Source organism: Acinetobacter sp. 226-1 (assembly GCF_030329325.1).
GTDB lineage: Bacteria > Pseudomonadota > Gammaproteobacteria > Pseudomonadales > Moraxellaceae > Acinetobacter > Acinetobacter sichuanensis.
Map to the genome: position 1 here is coordinate 29,812 of NZ_JACANU010000010.1, position 21,659 is coordinate 51,470.

Genomic DNA, 21,659 nt, shown 5'->3' on the forward strand with positions numbered 1-21,659 from the left:
TTATTTCTCCTGATTTGGCATGAGTTGTTGTGTAAGCGGTGTATCAGGAATCGCTTGTCCAATTTTGACTAAATCACCATCAGCTAAGAAACTTGTTCCTGAAGCAACCAATTTGACATTATCAGCTAAATCTAGAACTTCGATGCGATCATTCAAACGACGTGCTGTGGTGATTTTTTTCTGCATGACACGATTATTTTGATCAACAATAAAGACATAAGCAAAACCATCACGGAGTAACACAGCAGACTGAGGCACAGTGAGAGCAGGTTTTTCACCTAAATCAAATTCACCTTTAACAAACATACCCATACGAACTGCATCTGTATTTGGTAAATCAACATAAACTAAGCCATAACGTGTTTGTGGGTCGATCACAGGTGCAATCATACGCACTGTTCCAACAATCTTCGCCTGACTAGGATCGGGTGAGGTAATTTGTGCGGTCATACCTTGTTTAAGTTTATATAAGTCGGTGGCTGTGATTTCGGCACGCCACTCTAAACGATCATCACGAATCATACGGAACAGTTCTTGTCCTGTTTGTGCGAGAGAACCGACTGTTGCAGTACGTGCTGAAATTACCCCATGATCAGGTGCGACCACATGCGTTTGTGTTAGTCGTAATTGATTACTTTCAATCTGGGCTTCTGCTGCATCTAAACGTGCTTGTGCAGTATTTTGTGAAGTTTGATACTGCATCACCTCACGCGCAGAGATTGCACCTGTGTCTTTTAGTTGTTGGAAACGTTTGTTATTACTGCTTGCCTCAGCCAGTGTGGCTTGTGCTTCAGCATAATTGGCTTGGGCAGAAGCCAAATCTGCGCGAATACTCTCATTGTTAATTTCAGCCAGTACTTGCCCGCGTTTTACGCTGTCACCAACATTGACATAAACTTTGCTGATCCGTTGTCCTGAAAGTTCACTGCCGATAACGACTTCTTGCCATGCTGCGATATTTCCATTTGCTGTAAGTGTTTGCTTCCAATTTTGTCGTTCAGGTTGGATCACACTCACGGTAAGAGCAGCTTTTGTTTCAGTTGTTGAGGTTTTTTCTTGTGTAACTTTTTCTTTTTTCGTTACAGTCTTAAACAATAAAAAAGCGACAACCAAAATTATTAATATGGCAGCAATGATAAACCAGTATTTTGAAATGAAGCTTTTACGCTGCAAAGGGTCATGCGATTTCATTTTTATTTATAAATTCCTTGAGATGATTCAGTATGTCTAAGCCAACAATCATTGGCAAGATAGAAAATACATTCCCAAGTTATTTTCCATAAAATAAAGCCCATACAGTCAGCATGGGCTTTTTATTGGATTCAATATATTGCGATAGTTATTGCAGGTTATTTTGAAGAAAAATAACGGAATTAACTGCGTTACAATTTAGAGAATCGCTTTTAAGCGTTGAATTGCTTGTTCACATTGTGAAATATCTGCAACCAATGCCATACGAACATGTCCTGCACCGGGATTACCTTGCGCAGTATCACGAGATAAATATCGTCCTGGTAGTACTTTAATGTGTGCTTTTTCCATTAACATTTTGGCAAATTCTTCATCATGATCTACCTTTAACCAGTAATAAAAACCTGCATCTGGTTTTTGTAAAGGGAGAAGATGACCTAATTCACTTTGAAATAATTCAAATTTGGCACGATATAATTTACGATTTTCTTCAACGTGACTTTCGTCATTCCAAGCGGCGATTGAAGCCAATTGGTGTTGTACAGGCATGGCAGCGCCATGATAAGTACGGAATTTTAAATACGGTTTGAGTAAGTTGGCGTCACCAGCAACAAAGCCAGAACGCATACCCGGTAAGTTTGAACGTTTTGAAAGAGAATGGAATACGACACAATTTTTGTAATCATCACGTCCCATTTCGGCACAAACTTCGAGTAATCCGACAGGTGCTTCATCGAACCAAAGTTCTGAGTAACATTCATCTGAGGCAATGACGAAATTATATTGATCCGAAAGGGCAATCAGTTTTTTAAATTGTTCTTTAGATAAAACCGTACCCGTAGGGTTGCCTGGTGTACAAACAAAAAGTAATGCCGTTTTTTCCCAGACTTCGGCAGGAACTGCATCAAAATCACCAAGATAGCCATTTTCTTCAGTGCAATTGATAAAGTAAGGTTTTGCGCCTGCCAGTAATGTTGCACCCTCATAAATTTGATAAAAAGGGTTTGGCATGACGACATAAGGTGCATCATCACGATTAATCAAGGCTTGAACAAAAGAGAAAATACCTTCTCGTGTGCCCGTCACAGGTAAAACCTGTTCTTCTGCGCTGATGGTGTTGAGTTGAAAGCGTTGTGTTAACCAATTTGCGATACTTTGGCGCAGTTCAGGCAGACCTTTACTGTTTGGATAAGTTGATAAGTGCTGAAAATTATCAATGATTGCTTGTTTCACAAACTCTGGTGCAGGATGCTTGGGTTCCCCAATGGATAGTGGAATTAAAGGGAAATCAGCAGGTTTTACATCCTTAAAAAGTTGAGCTAACTTCTCAAACGGATATGGATGTAATAAAGACAAACTAGAGTTCATGAAACAATTACCATGATATAAAAATTAAGTTAAAACAAAGTATTAATGTTGAATGGAAATTTGATTTGAAGCTTCATCCAAAGCAGCTTTGAGTTGCGCGACAAAAATTTCTGATTCTGCATCATTTAAAGGCGTACCATCTTTTTTAGTCACAAAGAAAATATCTTCTGCTTTTTCACCTAATGTAGCGATACGTGCAGAATGAATATCTAAGCCTTGCATCATAAATAGACCACCCACACGTGCCAATAAACCAGGTTGATCGAGTGTAGAAATCTCAACCATGTTTTGCTGTAAAGCTTCATTCAAAGTGATATCTACAGTATTTTCAATATCAAAATGACGCAGTTGACGAGGAATGCGACGTTGCATTAAGCCCGGATATTTATCTGAATTACTGAGTGCATTGATCAATGCCTGTTTTACAGTTTCTTCACGTTCAGGATCTGTAAGCAGTGTACCGAAACGGTCAAGAACAACGTAAGTATCCAAACTAAATGCTTTGGTTGCAGTGATAATACGAGCATCTTGAACATCTAAATTCATACGATCCAAAATAGCGACTGTCGTTGCAAATAAGTTCGGCTTATCTTGGGTATAAATAAAGATTTGCACAGCATCTTGTGCTGCTTTACGGTGCGCACGCATGAGCACTAATGGTGCAGGGTTGTCACCATGCTGCAAAATAGCGCGCGTGTGCCATGCAATTTCATCGGCTGATTCTTTTAAGAAATATTCATCCCCAAGTTCTTGCCAGACTTGTTCAACTTGATCGAGTGGGAATTCATCAACCAATACTTCACTGGCTGAAAACTTTGTGTCCTCAATCAGCATTTGATAGTCAACGGGTCTTCCTAAACCAGAACGAATCACATCACGTGCATGCGTATACAATTGACGCATCAGAGACGCGCGCCAAGTATTCCAAAGTTTAGGATTGGTTGCGTTAATATCAGCGACAGTGAGTGTGTAGAGATAATCTAAATGCTCCATGTCGCCCAGTTTTTCAGCAAACTCTTTCACTACATCAGGGTCGGAAATATCTTTTTTCTGTGCCGTGATGGACATCAATAAATGATTTTGAATCAGCCAAGCAACTAAATTACATTCGCGTTCCGTAAAACCATGTGCACGACAGAATACAATCGCATCTTCAGCACCTAATTCACTGTGATCACCACCACGACCTTTCGCGATGTCATGGAACAAAGCAGCAAGGAAAACAATATCTCGGCGTACTAAACGCTGAAATACAGAACTGACCACAGGATAGTCTTTTGCAAACTCTGGTGCTTTAAAACGATTTAAATTGCGGATGAGTAAAAGTGTATGTGCATCAACGGTATAGATGTGAAATAAGTCATATTGCATTAAGCCCATGATTTGACCAAATGCAGGAATGTAATTACCTAGTACACCATAACGTTTCATTGCCACCATGGTGTCATAAAGACGATGTGGTGAACGAATAATTGCCATAAATAAGGCTTGGTGTGCAGGGTTATCACGGAAATTTTGATTAATACGTTTTGCTGCTAAAGTCAGTAAGCGTAAGGTACGGGCACGTATGCCTTCGATTTCAGGACGATTTGCCAATAAATAGAAAATTTCTAAAATTGCACTTGGTTTCTCTGCAAAAATTTTATGGTGTTGTACAGCAAGTTTGCCATCCACCAGTTTAAAATTCTCATTAATATTTTCAATTTTACGTTCGTAGTTTGGTAAGCGTGGGGTAATGACTGACTCATTAAAATACGACAACAACATTTCATTCAGTGTAGACACTTGTTGAGCTGTACGATAATAACGTTTCATAAATTGTTCAATCGGGTAATTGATGTGTTTACCTTCTTGTTTTTTATAACCAAAAATGTTGGCTATTTCACGTTGATAGTCAAATAATAAGCGGTTTTCATCTCGTTTGGTTAAACGATGTAAATGATGGCGAATTTCCCAAAGAAAATTTTCTGCATTTTCTAAAACTGCGAGTTCAAACTCAGAAATAAAACCCAAATGTACTAGGTCATAAATACGATTGACTCGAAAATGTCGTTTAGCAATCCAACCGATTTGATTAATATCTCGGATGCCTCCGGGTGCATTTTTAATGTCTGGCTCTAGGTTGCTTTCAGTATGATTATGTTGTGCATAACGGCGAGCTTGTTCGTCCATTTTTGCATCAAAAAAGGTTTTATCTGTCCATGTTTGTGAGACCACGCGGCGTGGCCATTTGGTCAATTGGGTATTGCCTGTAATCAAGCGAGCTTCAATCAAGGCTGTAGCTACAGTTAAGTCATTGGTTGCTTGTTCAAAACAACTTTGAATCGTACGAACACTGACGCCCGGTTTGAAATTACCAACATCCCAAAGTGAAGAAATAAAACTTGAAACCATCTGTTCTTGTTCTGTATTCAATTCAGACTCAGACAAGATCATAATGTCAACATCAGAATAAGGCAGCATTTCACGGCGACCATAACCGCCAACGGCAAATAAACTGAGATCAGTTTGATGCAGCCCAACATGTTCCCAAAGGAAAATGAGGGCTTCATCAATAAAGTTTGAACGACAATGAATAATATCTCGGATCGGCTGACCCTGATCAAATGCCTCTTGTAGCTGTTGTTCGACATCAGTACGCCATTGATTAATCGCTTTAATATCGTGGAGACTACTGACGTAGTTCAACAGAGGAGAGGTGTTGATCATAAAATTATTGTCCGCAAGTTTTAAAACTATTTATTCAATTGAACAGTGACTTTTGACGCTGCTTCATATGCTAATGTACGTGCTTGGTCTGTTGTTTCTGCACGTGCAGTTGCCACACCCATACGACGACGTTTAAATCCTTCAGGTTTGCCAAAAATTCGTAAATCTGTAGCAGGATTTTGTAATGCAAGATTTAAGCCAGAAAATGATAAATTTGTGGCATCTACGCCTGCGTAAATCACGGCACTTGCTGCAGTACTATGACGTTCGGTATTTACAGGTAAACCTAAAATCGCACGTGCATGTAACTCAAACTCACTTTGAAATTGTGAGGCAAGCGTGACTAAACCTGTGTCGTGTGGACGAGGAGAAACTTCACTAAACCACACTTTATCACCTTTGACAAATAGTTCTACTCCGAAAATACCACAACCGCCTAAAGCCACAGTCACTTTATTGGCAATTCGTTGTGCTTCTGCTAAAGCTGCATTTGTCATGGCTTGTGGTTGCCAGCTTTCAACATAGTCACCCGCATCTTGACGGTGTCCAATCGCATCACAGAAATGCGTTTCAACTTCGCCTGTTTCTGGGTTTTTAGCACGTACAGTCAGTAGGGTAATTTCAAAGTCAAAATCAATCTGTGATTCAACAATGACAGTACCTTGGTTAACACGACCACCTGTTTGCGCATATTCCCAAGCCGCATCAACTTCAGCAAACTCTTTAACGCGTGATTGACCTTTACCTGATGAAGACATGACAGGTTTAACGAAGTTTGGATAACCAATATCGTCACATGCTGCACGGAAGCTTTCTAAACTATTTGCAAAACGATAAGCAGACGTTGGTAAACCGAGTTCTTCAGCAGCTAAACGACGGATTCCTTCGCGGTTCATGGTCAAATTTACTGCTTTTGCAGAAGGAATAACCGTTGCAATATTTTGTTCTTCAATTTCAACTAAAACTTGCGTTGCAATGGCTTCAATTTCAGGCACAATTAAATTGGGTTTGACTTGTTCAATCAATGCTTTTAATTGTTCAGGGTCTGCCATATTTAAGGCATAAGAAAAATGAGCAACTTGCATTGCAGGTGCATTTTCATAACGATCTGCGGCATGTACTTCAACACCTAAACGTTGTAAGGAAATAACAACTTCTTTACCCAGTTCACCAGAGCCTAAAAGTAGAACTTTAAAAGCAGAAGATTGGAGAGGAGTGCCAATAGTTACGCTCATGCGATTCATCCGTGCTTAGTCAATATATGAGCTTAAGCATAGCAGAACTGAGGCTTGTGTTAAGTCTTGATTGTAATAAATAAGCGAGTTTTTGTTAGACAAATTGGTCAAAATAAACCAGATCAAAATAGTTAAATTGAAAACAAAATGCGGGGTTATAAACATGACATCTTGATCAAAGCATTATTTTGTCAAAATTTCATCGAAATTACGCTCTATATTTAAGAGATGGATCATGAAAGTAGATTTTGTTTTAATTTTGATATTCAGTTTAGCATTTTGTGGGCTGTGGGGATTTGCTTTAGCTCAAATCCGTACTTATCAGTGTATCAAAATGCTGAAAAGTGCTCATCCTGTGTGGGCGAAGGTCATTTTTATCATTTTAACCAGTGTGTATGTATGGTTGTGGGGCAGTACTTATTTTCATGTCGCTTTTAAGTGTTTTACAGGGCAAAGATGTCACGCAACTCAAAATGGAGAACTGATTTATTTAGCGATTTTAGGTTGTTACGTTGTGTTGTATGAAATACTATTTTGGTTTATACATAAAGTTTTAAAAAAATGAATGATTTAAATAAATTGGGTTTTTATCGTGCTGATCTCACGAATATTTCGTCTTTGGTTGATTTGATTAATGCAGCTTATCGTCAAAAAAATGAGAATACATGGACAACTGAAGCTGACTTAGTTTTAGGCGCGCGTATTTCATCTTCTCAGCTTTTACAACAGTTGCAAAATAGTCATTTTCATTTACTTGTTGCTGAGCAAAACAATCAAGTTGTGGCGTGTATTGGGTTAACTTTTGACGCGTTATCAGTGGAAATAGGCACTTTTGCGATTTCACCTGATTGGCAAAATCAGGGTTTGGGAAAATTAGTTTTAGACTATGCTGAAAAATATGCGACAGATGTTCAGTCTGATTTGAAAACATATGTGATGTGGGTACTCAATGTGCGTACAGAATTAATCGCATTTTATGCAAGACGAGGGTATGTGCAAACAGGTGTGATGGAGGATTATCCATTGGATGCGGATGTTGGAATTCCACAGGTCGATTTATGTTTGCTTGAAATGCGAAAAACAGCTTCATGAGGCTTGAAAATGTATTCAATTTATAGTGGTACAGATCCATTTGAAAAATATGACCTTGTATTACAATTTGAATTAGAACAAGAAATATATGAGCAACTATTTATTCATAATATTCTTCTGAAAGATAATCATTTTATTCAAGTAGAATTTTATGTAGATGAAGAGGAATCAACATTGACTTTTTTCAATGCTGAGATTCCATTGGTTTTAGAAAAATTAGCAGAATTACAGCATAAGACGATAGATCAAAATCAGAATAGTCTTTTAGCGCGATTTATTGAGATATTAAATGAGATATATCAACAAAATCAGAATTTCTATTTAGTTATTTAGAGCCTTAGTTTTTAAGGTATTAGAGGGTAAAAGATGTATTGGCGAGTTGACTGCATCGCTATATCACGAGATTAAAGATATAAGTTAAAAAACCCTGATTGATTCAGGGTTTTCTTTTTAAGTTATTAGGTTAAGAACCAAGTGTAATAACCCCACAACATGAGAGGACATGCCACATAAGGACTAAATAACCATTTCCATAACCAAAACCGTGGCAGAAATCCTACGCCATAAATAAATCCACCTGAGATCCCGATCATGACCAACATTAAAACCGTATGATTATAGTGACCATTGGCATCAAGCATCATTGCAGGATGGAGCAGTAAAACCGTAGCCAAAGGCAATGCCATTAAAAATGAAATTGCCATAGCAAATTTGTTAGGCTTCCGTTCTTCAGTTGTCATTGCGATTTCTGTCATGGTCTTATTCCTCATCTAAATCTTGATGATGTTCGATATATAAGGCACTCAGTACACCTGCAAAACATGCCATCAAAATGCCTAAAATCCAAGCAAAATACCACATTACGTTATTCCTCGTGTCAATGACACAGCCTTAGTATAGGCTGTGTGAATTTTCTTGAATGTGCTTGCTCGTGATCACACCCCACATTTTGTAATAACACCAAGTGGTGTAACACAAAATAATAGGTACAAAGATACATGCAGCAATCGTCATTACAGTGAGTGTGTTTTTACTTGAAACGGCATCCCACATGGTCAAACTTGCAACGGGGTTAATGCTTGAAGGCATAAGGAATGGGAACAATGCAAAACCTGCGGTTAAGATTGCGCCTACAATCATCATTGAGGTTCCTAGAAAGCTCAAACCTGCCTTCGCCTTAGCCGCAGAAGCAATCACGATTAAGCTACCGAAAATTGCCATAATTGGTGCAATCATTGTGATGGGATAATTTGAGTAATTATTCATCCAACCATGATTGTTATTGGTAATCACTTCTTTTGCTAATGGATTGGCAACGCCATTGGTATCAAAGGGTTGCGCCAGTGTATAGCCTTCGATGCTACCAAAATATAACCATGCACCTGCACCTAAAAAGCACACCAGAAATATGATTGCCATGAATTGTGTTGCTTTTGCAGAACGTTGGTGCAAAGCACCATCTGTACGTAACATGAGCCAAGCTCCACCATGTGCATTGAGCATAGAAAGGCTGACCAAACCACAAATTAAAGCAAATGGACTAAGAAGTGCAAAAAAGCTTCCTGTATAGGTTGAACGTACAGTTTCATCTAAACTAAAAGGCACACCCAAAAACATATTGCCAAAAGCCACACCAAACACCAACGCAGGTACAGCCCCACCGATTGCTAAACCCCAATCCCATGATGTACGCCATTGCGTATTTTCAAGTTTAGAGCGGTAGTCAAAACCGACAGGTCGTAAAAACAGGGCAAAGAGAACAAGGAGTAACGCCCAATACATCCCTGAAAATGCTGTAGCATAAACCATTGGCCATGCCGCAAATAACGCACCACCTGCGGTAATAAACCAGACTTGATTTCCGTCCCAATGTGGTGCAATGGTGTTGATTGCTGCACGACGCTCATCATCTGTTTTACCTACAAAAGGCATGATTGCCATTGCACCCATATCGAAGCCATCGGTGAGGGCAAAGCCAATCAGTAAAACACCGACAAGTACCCACCAAATGATTTTTAAAAGTTCATATTCGATCATGATTGAACCTCACTCACTTGTACTTCTTTGGCAGCAAGTTTTTCGAAATGATATTTGCCTGTATGTAATGAACTTGGTCCTAAACGAGAGAATTTAATCATGAGATACATCTCGATAATCAACAAGACTGTATAAAATGCAGCCAAGGCAATGATAGAACCCCAAACATCTGCTGTACTTAAACTCGATGCAGATAAATGTGTAGGTAAAACTTCACCAATCGTCCACGGTTGGCGACCGCCTTCAGCGACATACCAACCTGTTTGTGTTGCAATCCAAGGTAAAGGTAAGCCAAATAAAGCAAATTTTAAGAGCCACGGTTTATTTTCAGCATTGCGTTTTGCGACAGCATAAGTTGCTAAAATAAACAATAAGAGCATTAAGAAACCAGATGCCACCATTGCACGGAATGAGAAGAACAATGCTGTGACATTAGGAATCGTATCTTTTGTTGCTGCTTGAATATGAGCTTCAGAGGCATCTACAACATGAGGTGTGTATTTTTTAAGAAGTAAGCCATAGCCTAAATCTTTTTGATTTTCTTTAAATGATGAGATTAATTCAGGAGAACGATCACCTGCACGAAGTTTTTCAAGTTCACTATAAGCGACCATACCATTACGAATACGTGCTTCATGTTGCACCATCAGGTCTTTGATCCCCGTAACTTCTTTATCTAAGGAACGCGTAGCAATAATTCCCATAACATAAGGAATACGAACAGCATAATCGGTACGTTGTTCTTCCTGATTTGGGATGCCAAATAAAGTAAATGGTGCAGGTGCAGGGTGAGTTTCCCATTCTGCTTCAATGGCTGCAAGTTTAGTTTTTTGAACATCACCTAATTCATAACCTGACTCATCGCCCAGTAAAATGACTGACAATGTTGACGCTAGACCAAAAATAGCAGCAATAGCAAATGAGCGACGTGCAAAAGGTAAATCACGTTTTTTCAACATGTAATAGCTTGAAATGGCTAAAACAAAAATTGCACCTGTGACATAGCCAGAAGACACTGTATGCACAAATTTTACTTGAGCAACTGGGTTGAAAATGAGCGCGCCAAAATCGACAAGCTCCATACGCATCGTTTCAAAGTTGAATTCTGCACCGACAGGGTTTTGCATCCAGCCGTTGGCAACCAAAATCCATAATGCCGACATGTTTGAACCCAGTGCAACCAACCATGTGACGCCTAAATGCTGTACTTTTGAAAGGCGATCCCAGCCAAAAAAGAATAAACCAATAAAAGTTGATTCTAGAAAGAATGCCATTAATCCTTCAATAGCAAGTGGTGCACCGAAAATATCACCAACATAATGTGAGTAATACGCCCAGTTTGTACCAAATTGGAACTCCATGGTTAAGCCAGTTGTGACACCTAAGGCAAAGTTAATACCAAAGAGTTTTCCCCAGAATTTAGTCATATCCTTATAAATTTCTTTACCAGAAATCACATAGGTGGTTTCCATAATGGCAAGAATAAAAGCTAAACCGAGTGTTAAAGGCACAAAAATAAAGTGATACAACGCGGTCATTGCAAATTGGAACCGCGAAAGATCGACCACGCTTTCAGAAATCATCAACGTGTCTCCTGAGTTTGGGAAGGACTGCCAGCAATACGCTCAGCAACTTGGTTATCAAAATTTTTAGGAATTGTTGGTGCATCAAACCAGATATTCTTAATAATTAATAAAAGAATGATTTTCACGATTAAGATAATGGTGATTTCTCTAACTAATTTTTGGTTTATATCTTTAGGTTTTGAGCTCATTACATATGCCTATTTGAAAACTCTTTTTATATTATTAACCAAAAATAAACATAAAATAAATAGATAAAACAATTAAAATAAAAATATATTGTTTTTTTAATATAAAACAAATACTTATAATTAATTTAATTAAAAAATATACTAAAATTTATCATTACTTAAAGTTGATTAAAATACTTTGATTTAATAAAATAAATCTGACTAAAACACTTGTATATAATATTTTAAAGTCGAGTAAAATGCTTTGAATTATATTTTTAAAACCAACTAAAATCCTTTGGATTGTATTTTTTAATTTATAAATAATCTAAATAATTCTTAAATTGATTTTTAATTTAAATAAAAATTAAGTAGAGGAAAGATAAAAATTGACCGCGAGTTTTTTATTAAACGGTATGAGTGCATCGCTAAATGACGATGCATTTTTTAGATGAAAAATTTTTAAATTTGCCAAATTATGTCTTTTATCTCGAAAATTTTTAAAGACCTACGCTATTTCTTTTGACTTAAACAATATTCTTATTTTTTAGTTATAGACAGCATACATTCGAGATTTGAGCAGATCTAAAGATCAGGTGTTTTTGTATTTTGAGCAATGAAAAATGATATTTTCAGTCATATCGGCTTTAAAAAAGACTTACTCTGAACTGAATAAATCATTAGATACTGAGATTTTTTTGGCAATGTAATGTGACTTACGAAAGCGGATCAAAATAATTTGTGCTTGGAACTCGAGTTCACCAAATTCAGGCTCGACTTGTACATAGTGTAGTTGACCAAATTCATCACGAACACGTGCTTGTGCTGAAAATCCTGGGCGTGCGTTACCACTAGAAACAGTCGCTAAACGTCCTAATAAATTTACAGTTGTTGGGGTAAATTTAGGTTTAATGACTTGGTCTAAGCAATGAATCATAAATACAGTAAAAAAAATCGCGATGACTGACGCAGGTAAAATGACATAATACCAAGGAAAAAATTGTTGCTGACTTGCAAAAATACACAGTTGTAAAAAATAGCCTGCAAAACTGAAATTAATCAGCAAAAATACAAAAATAAGAACTTTAGCAAATTTAACTTGTAGTAATGGGGCATTGGCTAGCCAGTCAGGAGAAATTCTTTTAAGAAAAGTACTGGGTCTTAACCCAAAATAATAACCAATGGTTTCAGCCATGCTTAATAAAATTAGCGCTAGAACACTTAAATGAAAAGGCATTAAGTCATATTCTAAAAAAAACGCAAGCATGGCTGTCCCTAGTCGTAAATTATGCTTCTACGATGTAAATACCACCGTCAGAATGTACTTTGATATTGACCTTTTCAAGTGTATCACCTAAGCAAGGTCCAGAAATACATTCACCTGTTTCAACATCAAACAAAGCACCATGTGTTGAACATTCAATGTATTCACCATCGCGATCTAAAAACTGATTTTCTAAAAACTCAAGCTCAGTTTGTAGGTGAGGGCATACATTTTGATAGGCGTAAAATGCACCATCACGTTGAGTGATAAAAATAGTATGACCTGTCATGGTATCAAATGCACGTGCTTCACGTTCTGGAATTTCTTCCGTCATAGCAATTTTTTCTGACATTTTATGCACATTCCTTTTTGAAATTTTCTAACAAGAGCGTGTAATCTGCAAGGTCTAAACGTGGTCCAAAACGTGATACCACTTCACTTGAAATCAAAATTGCTAATTGCGCTGCATTTTGTAGTGATTCTCCAGCATTTAAAGCATACAAAAATGCACCTGCAAAAGCATCACCAGCACCGTTGGCATCGACAGCAACAACTTTACGACCTTGAACATGGAGTTGTTGTTCTTGATTAGCAACCAATGCACCTTTAGCACTCAATGTAATGACAACGTCATGACTTAGTAATTTCAATTTTGCCATAGCTGCATCAACAGAATCAGTTTCTGTATACATCATTGCTTCTTGTTCATTACAGAAAATGAGGTCTACACCATCATCAATTAATTCGTTTAAGCCTGTACGTGCATATTGCACCATAGCTGGATCAGATAATGTGAGTGCGATTTTAACACCATTTTCACGGGCAATTTGTCGAGCAATTTTGACTGCTGCACGTGCAGAGTCACTTGTTGATAAATAACCTTCAATATACAACCATTTTGCTGTTTTTAAGGGTTCAAAATCCATTTGCACATCTGATAATTCAGCCGTGATGCCTAAATAGGTATGCATGGTGCGTTCAGAGTCTTCGCTCACTAAAACCATGCAGGTTCCTGTTACACCTTCGCTGATAGACTTTTCTGAGGTTTGAATATCTGCTTCATTTAAACCATTTAAGTAAATCGCACCGAGTTCATCATTTCCAACACGGCATGCATAAAATGCAGAAGCACCTAAGGCACTAAATGCCACAGTTGTATTGGCAGCAGAACCACCTGAAGCTTGACCTTTATAAACTTGACTGGCTTTTAAATTATTATAAAGTTGAGTTTGGGTTTCACCATCGGTGAGTTGCATGGTGCCTTTTTGCAAATTTTGTTCAGCTAAAAATGTATCAGATACTGTAAATTCTTGGTCAATGAGTGCATTACCAATTGCAAAAAGATCAACTGTAGCCATGTTATTCATCACATCTAGGGTTTTAAAAAGCTAAAGTTTACACGAATGCTCAGTTTTACCATAGTTTGTTGAAGAAAATTCAGCTCAATCGCCATTGTTCAGGTGGTTTATTGATTTATGAAATGATCAGTTTGATCTAAAAGCTTAAATTTTGCAGTTAAACCGCAACTCAAAAAATAAATGATCGATATTTTATTTGTAGAAAGTTTGCAACGAGCATTATGGTGCAGGGAAAAGCGTAGGATGAGGGGGTGTTGAATAATAGATGGTATCTTGATGCGTGTATTACGCTAAAAATAAAAATGTTTACGCTGTGAAAGCCTTAAGCTCAGATTAAGGTGTTCAGCGAATGATGAGACTTTCTTCGATGTTTAGCATACTGTCATGGAAAATCTCAAATCCGAACTTATTTCAAAAGTTCCTCAAGTCACTTTGCTGTTTTGGATCACTAAAATATTTGCCACAACATTTGGTGAAACAGCAGGTGATGCTGTGTCGATGTCCATGAATTTGGGCTACTTGGTCAGTACTTTTATTTTTGCATTTATTTTCATTGCTTTTGTATTTTTTCAAGTCCGTGCAAAAACTTATCAGCCATATTTGTATTGGTTTACCATTATTGCCAGTACGACGGTGGGGACGACTTTAGCGGACTTTGTTGATCGTTCATTGGGCATTGGTTATTTGGGAGGCAGTACTTTATTACTCAGTTTAGTGCTGATTTCATTATATAGCTGGTACAAAGTTGAAGGGACAATTTCTCCGCATTCGATTGATCGTCCTCGTACAGAACTATTTTATTGGTTGACTATTACTTTTTCACAGACTTTAGGCACAGCCTTAGGAGATTGGTCATCAGATACAGCAGGATTAGGATATACAGGCGGTATTTTCTTATATGTGGGTTTATTGGCAGTGATCGTGGCTTTATATTTTTGGACGAAAGTATCACGGACTTTATTGTTTTGGGCAGCTTTTGTACTTACACGTCCTTTAGGCGCAGTTGTTGGCGATTTCTTAGATAAACCATTAGATCATGGCGGTTTGGATTTAAGCCGTTTTGCTGCATCTGCGGTGCTGTTAGTTGCGATTTTATTCTGTATTTTCTTATCAAAAAAATTCAATCAGGCTCAAATACAGCATTCTTAATATTGTGTTTAAAGTTTTGTTATGATCGAGCTTTCCAAAGTGAGAAGCTCGATATGTTAAAAATAATTCAAATTACTCAGCTACCTACTCAATTAGAAGAACTCATACTGTGCGCTCAAAAAGAAGGTTTTCGTTTTCTAGCACGCTTAAAATCCGAATTTGGGTAGTGTTCTAAAATGTATGCTGATTTGATCCTTGAAGAAATCAGTAGAATAATATTATTTTGCATTGCCTCATTTATATTGCAAAATTCAAACTCATTTGCGTAGGCAATGTCTTACTTTTTAAGGATAAAAAGTAACAAAAATCCTTTGTTGGGTAAAGGGGATGTCCCTATCACCCTTACCCAACGGTGACATCCATGTCGCCTGCGATAGCATATTCCGTTAAGTTTGATTTTATAGGTTGAATTTAGTATTTAATATAAAATGCTATTAGCATACTTTTTGAAATACGACCTGAATTTGAAACGTGTGAAAATCGTTTTGATCAGGTTGGTAAAGCATTGTTTGCAGTATTCAAGGACGAACAACTTATAGGGATAGGTGGGGTAAATCGACAAAGATCTGTATTTGAAAATAGCCTAAGTAACCCTAAGTCTATGATTCCTTTGGATGAAATTGGGCAATTCGAAGATTTTATATTCATTCTCATTATAGAAAACAAGGTATTGCAACAAAATTGCTGCGAATAATCGAAGATACCGCAATACATCATTTTAAAGTTTTGACTTTATATACCGATACTGAGCGAGCTTCTGAATTTTATTTGACTTGCGGATATCATAGAGATGATCTCCATTCTGATATTAGCCATTTTAAAATTCTCGTGAAAACTTGAAAGGTCAATAAAATTAAAATACCAAGTGAATAAGTCGGAATTTTTGCTATGGTATGTTGTTTATTAGATGAATTAGATTGAAATCTGCATGTATAATGTCATATTAGGTCTTATATTTCATATTATTTAGGAGATCACATGACTGTAGATGTCACTGAAACCTTAGCCCAAACTGTCCATCCTGCGTTTCAGTTGGTACGTCAACACCATGTTGAAGCTTTAGATATTTTCGTTTCAGAATATAAACATAAAGTGACAGGTGCTGTGCATTTTCACTTAGCAACTGAACATGATGAAAATGTATTTTTAGTTGCGTTTCGTACGCAACCGATGGATTCTAAAGGTGAGGCGCATATTTTAGAGCATACTGCATTATGTGGTTCTGAAAAATTCCCTGTACGTGATCCATTCTTTTTGATGATTCGCCGTTCACTCAATACTTTTATGAATGCGTTTACCGCATCAGATTGGACGGCTTATCCATTTGCAACACAAAATAAAAAGGACTTCCAAAACCTTTTAGAAGTGTATATGGATGCTGCATTTGCAGCGAATTTGAATCCATTAGATTTTGCACAAGAAGGCATTCGTATTGAGCTAGAAAATGGCGAACCTGTATATAAAGGTGTTGTTTTTAATGAAATGAAAGGAGCAATGAGTTCTCCTTCAGATCAGCTTTATCATCAGTTGGCACATCATTTATTTCCAAAAACCACCTATCACTACAACTCAGGTGGTGATCCAAAAGATATTCCAGATTTAACTTATGATGAATTGGTGACTTTCTATAAATCACATTATCATCCAAGTAATGCTGTATTTATGACCTTTGGTAATCATTCTGCTTATGAGTTACAAGAGCAGTTTGAAAAATTAGCCTTAGCAAAATTTAGCAAAGGTGAAACTTTATATTCAAAACCTGAGCAACGTTTAACAGCACCAATTACCGTGCAAGAAAGTTATGCTTTAGATGGTGATGATTTAAAAGATAAGACTTATCATGTACTTTCATGGTTATTACCTGAGGCGAGCAATATCAAAGTTCGTTTAGGTATGCGTTTAGTCGAAGGTGTCTTGTTAGAAAATTCAGCATCACCTTTACGTCATTATTTGGAAACGTGTGGTTATGCACAGTCTACAGGTCCATTTATGGGTGTAGATGACTCAAATTTTGAAATGACTTTCTATTGTGCAGTACAAGGTTCAAATCCTGAACATACAGAAACATTTAAAAATGGCGTATTGAGTATTTTACAAGAAGCTGCGTCTAAACCTGCTGATCCTGAGATTGTTGAAGCAATTTTGCATCAAATCGAATTGCATCAGCGAGAAATTGGCGGAGATGGTACCCCTTATGGGTTGTCGTTGATTCTCAATGGTTTAGCAAGTGCAATACACCATAATGATCCAGTACATGTTTGGGATGTAGATACTGCAATTGCTGAAGTGAAAGAAGAACTCAAAGACCCAATGTGGTTGTCAAACTTGATTCAAACTTATCTTTTGGATAATCCACACCGTGTACAACTGACTTTAGTGCCTGATGCACATAAATCTGTACAAGATGTTGAAGAAGAAAAAGCACGTTTAGCAAAAATCGGTGCAGCATTAACAGAGGCTGAAAAAGCAGAAATTATTGCACAAACAGAAGCATTAAAAATCCGTCAAGAAACCCCTGATGATTTAGATTTATTGCCAAAAGTCGGTTTAGAAGATGTACCCGCAGATTTGACGATTGTGCAAGGTCAACTTCGTGAAATTATTTGTAATCAAGTTGATACACCATTAAATTTATATCATGCAGGAACCAATGGTATTTATTATCAACAAGTGTTGATTCAAATTCCTGACCAAATTGTAAAATCACCCTATTTTAACTTGTTGTCCGTTTTGATGGGTGAGGTTGGTGCGGGTCAATATGACTATTTAGAGCTGCAACAATTACAAACTGCGGTCAGTGGTGGTTTGGGAATGGGGGCTTCATTACGTTCTAAAGCCGATGATAAAGGCAAAATCACAGCATGGTTAACTTTAACAACCAAATCTTTAGCTCATAAATTAGATGCAATTCAATTACTCAAGTTGGCATTTGAAAAATTACGTTTTGATGAAAAAGATCGTATTTTAGAGTTATTACAACAGCGTAAAACACGTTGGGCAGCGCGTTTATCAGGTTCAGGTCATAGCTATGCGATGCAAATTGCATCACGAAATATGAGTGCTTTGGCAAAACGTGATTATGATAATACAGGACTAGGTGCATTAAACTGGTTGGTAGACTTAGTTACACGTATTGAAAAAGATGAAGCTGCATTTAATGACTTTATTGCAGAATTGAAAGCAATTCATCGTGGCTTAATGCTTGCACCAAAACAGTTTTTATTGGTATGTGAAGAGCAACAATCTGATCGTTTATTGGAAGAGATTCAAACGGTTTGGGATAAATTAGATGTAGATCGTTCAACGGTTTTATTAACAGAAGTTGAGCCGTCATCGAGTGACAATGATGAAGCATGGTTGATTCAAGCCAATGTACAATTTTGTGCCTCTGCATATCAAACGGTGGAAGTTGCACATCCAGATGCTGCACCATTAATGGTGCTTGCAGGTTATTTACGTAATGGTTTCTTACATAGTGCCATTCGTGAGAAAGGTGGTGCATATGGTGGCGGTGCAAGTTATGATGGCAATGCCTGTGCTTTCCGTTTTTATAGTTACCGCGATCCACGTTTAGCAGAAACATTTGCAGACTTTGAAGCGAGTTTAGATTGGTTGATCAATACTGAACAGCAACCGCATCAACTTGAAGAAGCGATTTTAGGCTTAGTGTCGAGTATGGATAAACCTGGTTCACCAGCAGGTGAGGCAATTACAGCATGTTATGCCTTATTGCATGGTCGTACACCTGCTTTTAGACGTCAAATGCGTGAACGTTTATTGCGTGTGACGTTGGATGATTTAAAACGTGTTGCACAAACTTACTTAATCGGTCAAAAGCCAACAAAAGCAGTGGTTGCGCCATTCGCCAAAAAAGAGGCTTTAGAGCAATTAGGTTTTGAAATCAAAAAAGTGAATTAAAACCAATATTTTTTGGAGAATTTTATGTCGTTCAAAAATTTTGAACGCACACCATTGAATCTGAGCATCTTTATGATGCTCAGTTTTGGTTGGGTGGCATCCGCTTGTGCCGATGATACGGCATCCATTAATCCTGCAAGTACTCAAGCTTGTGTCGCATTAGAATCAAATGCAGATCGTTTAGCTTGTTATGATGCAATTTTTAAGGTAGATACTGCTTCATCTGCACAGGCACCTGTGGTTGTATCTGAGCAGCGAGCAGCAAAAGAATTACAAGTTGTAAAAGAAGAACCACAGGGACTTAAAGCTAAAATTGAAGATAAGGTCGAAAACTTATTTTCAGTACATGGTGCAAAAATTGATCCTAACAGCTCATTATTAGATAAACGATGGGAACTATCGCCAGACAGTAAACTGGGTACATGGAATATTCGTGCGCATCAACCTGTATATTTACTACCAGCCTATTGGTCAAGTAATAAAAATGAATTTCCACACAGCCCAAATCCACAAAATACTGTTGATGAAGCTCAAGACCTCAAGTCAACTGAAGCAAAATTTCAGATTTCTTTAAAAACCAAAGCAGTTGAAAACTTAATTGGTGATAATGGTGATCTATGGTTAGGTTATACACAATCTTCACGTTGGCAAGTGTATAACGAAGATGAGTCACGTCCTTTCCGTGAAACAAATTATGAACCAGAAGCCAGTTTAATTTTTAGAACCAATTACGATATTTTAGGTTTGCATGGACGTTTGCTTGGATTGACATTTAATCATCAATCTAATGGTCGTTCTGATCCATTATCTCGAAGTTGGAATCGTGTCATGTTAAATCTTGGCTTTGAAAAGGACAATTTTGCCCTAATGGTGCGTCCTTGGTATCGCTTAGATGAAGATGCAAAAGATGATAATAATCCTGATATCAAAGATTATGTTGGACGTGGCGATGTAACCGCATTTTATCGTTGGAAAGAGAATGAATTTTCTTTGATGTTACGACATTCTTTAAAAGGTGGTGATGACTCACATGGTGCAGCACAGTTTGATTGGGCATTTCCAATTAAAGGTAAACTGCGTGGGCATTTCCAACTCTTTGATGGTTATGGTGAGAGCTTGATTGATTATAATCATCGTGCAACCTATGTTGGTTTAGGTGTATCGCTCATGAATGCTTATTGATGATCAGCATGATAAAAAACCACTCAAAAGAGTGGTTTTTTATTGCCATTTTAGCCCACCTGAATTTCAGCGGTTGGATGGCTAACACGACTTTTCTTGGGTGTTGCGATTAAATAAGCAAGAGTTAAAGGACCTAAACGACCTGCAAACATGAGACACATTAAAGCAATTTGGCTGCCTGCATGTAAATCTTCGGTAATACCACGTGATAATCCCACTGTACAGGCGGCAGATACTGCTTCAAATAATAAATCTAAAAAGCGTTTATTGGGTTCTAAAATAAGAAGTGTAAAAAAGCCAATTAAAATGAGCATCGAAGTAATCGCAATGACTGCTAAGGCTTTAAATGTCGCTTGATAGGACACAGAGTGTTTAAAAATTGTTAGCTCATCGGAGCGTCTTAGAAAGGTAATAACACTTAAAACCATAATGGCAAAAGTTCCAACTTTAATACCACCAGCCGTACTTAAAGATCCTCCACCAATAAACATTAAGACCATTGTCACTAAGGCAGAAGCATTACTCATATTGCCAACTTCAAGGCTATTAAAGCCAGAGGAGCGCGGAACGGTAGCATGGAACCATGCATTTAATGCTTGATCACCGATCGACATTGAAGCAAGAGTCAGCGGATTACGTGCTTCTAATAACCAAATCACAATAAAAGCAAAAAGATTTAAAATTGCGATAGTCGAAAGAATTAACTTGCTATTGGGACTGAGTTTTTTCCAACGTTTTGCACGTTTAATATCCATTAAGACTAAAAAGCCTATTCCTCCAATAATATAAAGCATACTAATGGTAAAAGTGACCATATATTGGTTGGAAAAGCTCATTAAACTATTGGGAAATAAGGAAAATCCACCATTGTTAAAGGCTGAAATACTATAAAAAACAGCATAAAATAATGCATGTTTAAACTCATATTGTCCTGTCCAAGCAATGGTTAAAATAATAGTTCCAATCAATTCAAAAAATAATGAATAGATCAGTACACCTTTTACTGTAAACGTTGCTTTTGCAAGACTGGTTTGCCCAATGGTTTCTTGTGCCATGATTTGCTGTTTCAGCCCAATTTTCGGTGAAAGACTCAGTGCTGCCAAAATCGCAAAAGTCATAAAGCCTAAGCCACCACATTGGATGAGCAGCATAACCACAATTTGCCCAAATAGAGTGAACGTATCTCCGATATTGACCACAGAAAGTCCTGTAATCGTGACGGCAGAAGTTGCTGTAAATAAAGCTTTAATCCACGGCAAATCACCATGATGCGCAAATGGTAATTTAAGTAAAAGTGTCCCAATCAAAATAAAACTTAAAAAACCAAGTGCAAGTAAACTTGGTGGGCTTAAGTTAATTTGATTGTGCTTTTTATTAATAAGTTCTTTTTTATAAAATTTCAT

The 21,659-nt window shown here is 37.4% G+C and carries 20 protein-coding genes; 7 read left to right on the forward strand and 13 right to left on the reverse strand.

Annotated features, from left to right (window positions below):
* From HX124_RS13815 to purT, 4 genes are all read right to left on the reverse strand, one after another.
* Complete coding sequence (locus HX124_RS13815) at window positions 1-1,191, reverse strand: efflux RND transporter periplasmic adaptor subunit (protein ID WP_286383541.1); 1,191 nt, start codon at window positions 1,189-1,191, stop codon at window positions 1-3.
* Between the two features lie 198 nt (window positions 1,192-1,389).
* On the reverse strand, window positions 1,390-2,559 hold the full coding sequence (dapC, locus tag HX124_RS13820; protein WP_286383542.1) for a succinyldiaminopimelate transaminase: 1,170 nt from the start codon (window positions 2,557-2,559) through the stop codon (window positions 1,390-1,392).
* Between the two features lie 42 nt (window positions 2,560-2,601).
* Window positions 2,602-5,268 carry a [protein-PII] uridylyltransferase gene (glnD, locus tag HX124_RS13825; RefSeq protein ID WP_286377130.1) on the reverse strand — a complete coding sequence of 889 codons (2,667 nt, stop codon included), beginning with the start codon at window positions 5,266-5,268 and terminating at the stop codon, window positions 2,602-2,604.
* A 26-nt stretch (window positions 5,269-5,294) separates the two neighbouring features.
* Entirely contained in the window at window positions 5,295-6,512 is a 1,218-nt protein-coding gene (gene purT / locus HX124_RS13830; RefSeq protein WP_286377131.1) for a formate-dependent phosphoribosylglycinamide formyltransferase, read from the reverse strand.
* A 226-nt stretch (window positions 6,513-6,738) separates the two neighbouring features.
* Here purT and HX124_RS13835 point away from each other — a divergent pair, with 226 nt between their 5' ends.
* The 3 genes from HX124_RS13835 to HX124_RS13845 are packed head-to-tail and all read left to right on the forward strand — an operon-like array spanning window position 6,739 to window position 7,928.
* The gene (locus HX124_RS13835) at window positions 6,739-7,068 is read left to right on the forward strand and encodes a hypothetical protein (protein WP_286383544.1); all 330 of its coding nucleotides are present in this window, start codon (window positions 6,739-6,741) and stop codon (window positions 7,066-7,068) included.
* Window positions 7,065-7,595 carry a GNAT family N-acetyltransferase gene (locus HX124_RS13840; RefSeq protein WP_286383545.1) on the forward strand — a complete coding sequence of 177 codons (531 nt, stop codon included), beginning with the start codon at window positions 7,065-7,067 and terminating at the stop codon, window positions 7,593-7,595. The genes HX124_RS13835 and HX124_RS13840 overlap by 4 nt, the downstream gene beginning before the upstream one ends.
* A gap of 9 nt (window positions 7,596-7,604) precedes the next feature.
* Complete coding sequence (locus tag HX124_RS13845; RefSeq protein ID WP_286383546.1) at window positions 7,605-7,928, forward strand: hypothetical protein; 324 nt, start codon at window positions 7,605-7,607, stop codon at window positions 7,926-7,928.
* Window positions 7,929-8,053: 125 nt separating this feature from the next.
* On the opposite strand, the gene HX124_RS13850 is transcribed toward HX124_RS13845, so the two are convergent.
* From HX124_RS13850 to HX124_RS13885, 8 genes are all read right to left on the reverse strand, one after another.
* Window positions 8,054-8,350, reverse strand: coding sequence for a cyd operon YbgE family protein (locus HX124_RS13850; RefSeq protein ID WP_107008745.1), 297 nt, complete (start codon window positions 8,348-8,350; stop codon window positions 8,054-8,056).
* Window positions 8,351-8,354: 4 nt separating this feature from the next.
* Window positions 8,355-8,456 (reverse strand): cytochrome bd-I oxidase subunit CydX, encoded by a 102-nt coding sequence (gene cydX / locus HX124_RS13855; protein ID WP_002120988.1) that lies wholly within the window; start codon window positions 8,454-8,456, stop codon window positions 8,355-8,357.
* Between the two features lie 30 nt (window positions 8,457-8,486).
* Entirely contained in the window at window positions 8,487-9,632 is a 1,146-nt protein-coding gene (gene cydB / locus HX124_RS13860) for a cytochrome d ubiquinol oxidase subunit II (protein ID WP_107008744.1), read from the reverse strand.
* A complete protein-coding gene (locus tag HX124_RS13865) occupies window positions 9,629-11,215 on the reverse strand; it encodes a cytochrome ubiquinol oxidase subunit I (protein ID WP_286383547.1) in 1,587 nt (528 codons plus the stop codon). Before HX124_RS13865 ends, cydB begins: the two co-directional genes overlap by 4 nt.
* Window positions 11,215-11,406, reverse strand: a complete 192-nt coding sequence (gene cydP, locus HX124_RS13870; RefSeq protein ID WP_286383548.1) for a cytochrome oxidase putative small subunit CydP — start codon at window positions 11,404-11,406, stop codon at window positions 11,215-11,217. The genes HX124_RS13865 and cydP overlap by 1 nt, the downstream gene beginning before the upstream one ends.
* Before the next feature lie 637 nt (window positions 11,407-12,043).
* Entirely contained in the window at window positions 12,044-12,652 is a 609-nt protein-coding gene (locus tag HX124_RS13875) for an OB-fold-containig protein (protein WP_286383551.1), read from the reverse strand.
* A 19-nt stretch (window positions 12,653-12,671) separates the two neighbouring features.
* Entirely contained in the window at window positions 12,672-12,983 is a 312-nt protein-coding gene (locus tag HX124_RS13880; RefSeq protein WP_107008776.1) for a Rieske (2Fe-2S) protein, read from the reverse strand.
* Between the two features lie 19 nt (window positions 12,984-13,002).
* Window positions 13,003-14,007 (reverse strand): adenosine kinase, encoded by a 1,005-nt coding sequence (locus HX124_RS13885; protein ID WP_107008740.1) that lies wholly within the window; start codon window positions 14,005-14,007, stop codon window positions 13,003-13,005.
* A 384-nt stretch (window positions 14,008-14,391) separates the two neighbouring features.
* On the opposite strand from HX124_RS13885, the gene HX124_RS13890 reads away from it, so the two are divergent.
* The 4 genes from HX124_RS13890 to HX124_RS13900 all read left to right on the forward strand — a co-directional run bounded on the left by HX124_RS13890 (window position 14,392) and on the right by HX124_RS13900 (window position 20,256).
* Complete coding sequence (locus HX124_RS13890; protein ID WP_286383552.1) at window positions 14,392-15,156, forward strand: COG4705 family protein; 765 nt, start codon at window positions 14,392-14,394, stop codon at window positions 15,154-15,156.
* Window positions 15,157-15,783: 627 nt separating this feature from the next.
* On the forward strand, window positions 15,784-15,996 hold the full coding sequence (locus tag HX124_RS18160; protein ID WP_353619676.1) for a GNAT family N-acetyltransferase: 213 nt from the start codon (window positions 15,784-15,786) through the stop codon (window positions 15,994-15,996).
* A gap of 138 nt (window positions 15,997-16,134) precedes the next feature.
* Window positions 16,135-19,074 carry an insulinase family protein gene (locus HX124_RS13895; RefSeq protein WP_286383553.1) on the forward strand — a complete coding sequence of 980 codons (2,940 nt, stop codon included), beginning with the start codon at window positions 16,135-16,137 and terminating at the stop codon, window positions 19,072-19,074.
* A 24-nt stretch (window positions 19,075-19,098) separates the two neighbouring features.
* Entirely contained in the window at window positions 19,099-20,256 is a 1,158-nt protein-coding gene (locus tag HX124_RS13900) for a phospholipase A (protein WP_286383554.1), read from the forward strand.
* A gap of 50 nt (window positions 20,257-20,306) precedes the next feature.
* On the opposite strand, the gene HX124_RS13905 is transcribed toward HX124_RS13900, so the two are convergent.
* Window positions 20,307-21,659, reverse strand: a complete 1,353-nt coding sequence (locus HX124_RS13905) for a TrkH family potassium uptake protein (RefSeq protein WP_286377140.1) — start codon at window positions 21,657-21,659, stop codon at window positions 20,307-20,309.

Excerpts from the sequence above, each read along its gene's own strand:
- HX124_RS13815 (WP_286383541.1), bottom strand. The coding sequence starts at position 1,191 with ATGAAATCGCATGACCCTTTGCAGCGTAAAAGCTTCATTTCAAAATAC.
- dapC (WP_286383542.1), bottom strand. The coding sequence starts at position 2,559 with ATGAACTCTAGTTTGTCTTTATTACATCCATATCCGTTTGAGAAGTTA.
- glnD (WP_286377130.1), bottom strand. The coding sequence starts at position 5,268 with ATGATCAACACCTCTCCTCTGTTGAACTACGTCAGTAGTCTCCACGAT.
- purT (WP_286377131.1), bottom strand. The coding sequence starts at position 6,512 with ATGAATCGCATGAGCGTAACTATTGGCACTCCTCTCCAATCTTCTGCT.
- HX124_RS13835 (WP_286383544.1), top strand. The coding sequence starts at position 6,739 with ATGAAAGTAGATTTTGTTTTAATTTTGATATTCAGTTTAGCATTTTGT.
- HX124_RS13840 (WP_286383545.1), top strand. The coding sequence starts at position 7,065 with ATGAATGATTTAAATAAATTGGGTTTTTATCGTGCTGATCTCACGAAT.
- HX124_RS13845 (WP_286383546.1), top strand. The coding sequence starts at position 7,605 with ATGTATTCAATTTATAGTGGTACAGATCCATTTGAAAAATATGACCTT.
- HX124_RS13850 (WP_107008745.1), bottom strand. The coding sequence starts at position 8,350 with ATGACAGAAATCGCAATGACAACTGAAGAACGGAAGCCTAACAAATTT.
- cydX (WP_002120988.1), bottom strand. The coding sequence starts at position 8,456 with ATGTGGTATTTTGCTTGGATTTTAGGCATTTTGATGGCATGTTTTGCA.
- cydB (WP_107008744.1), bottom strand. The coding sequence starts at position 9,632 with ATGATCGAATATGAACTTTTAAAAATCATTTGGTGGGTACTTGTCGGT.
- HX124_RS13865 (WP_286383547.1), bottom strand. The coding sequence starts at position 11,215 with ATGATTTCTGAAAGCGTGGTCGATCTTTCGCGGTTCCAATTTGCAATG.
- cydP (WP_286383548.1), bottom strand. The coding sequence starts at position 11,406 with ATGAGCTCAAAACCTAAAGATATAAACCAAAAATTAGTTAGAGAAATC.
- HX124_RS13875 (WP_286383551.1), bottom strand. The coding sequence starts at position 12,652 with ATGCTTGCGTTTTTTTTAGAATATGACTTAATGCCTTTTCATTTAAGT.
- HX124_RS13880 (WP_107008776.1), bottom strand. The coding sequence starts at position 12,983 with ATGACGGAAGAAATTCCAGAACGTGAAGCACGTGCATTTGATACCATG.
- HX124_RS13885 (WP_107008740.1), bottom strand. The coding sequence starts at position 14,007 with ATGGCTACAGTTGATCTTTTTGCAATTGGTAATGCACTCATTGACCAA.
- HX124_RS13890 (WP_286383552.1), top strand. The coding sequence starts at position 14,392 with ATGGAAAATCTCAAATCCGAACTTATTTCAAAAGTTCCTCAAGTCACT.
- HX124_RS13895 (WP_286383553.1), top strand. The coding sequence starts at position 16,135 with ATGACTGTAGATGTCACTGAAACCTTAGCCCAAACTGTCCATCCTGCG.
- HX124_RS13900 (WP_286383554.1), top strand. The coding sequence starts at position 19,099 with ATGTCGTTCAAAAATTTTGAACGCACACCATTGAATCTGAGCATCTTT.
- HX124_RS13905 (WP_286377140.1), bottom strand. The coding sequence starts at position 21,659 with ATGAAATTTTATAAAAAAGAACTTATTAATAAAAAGCACAATCAAATT.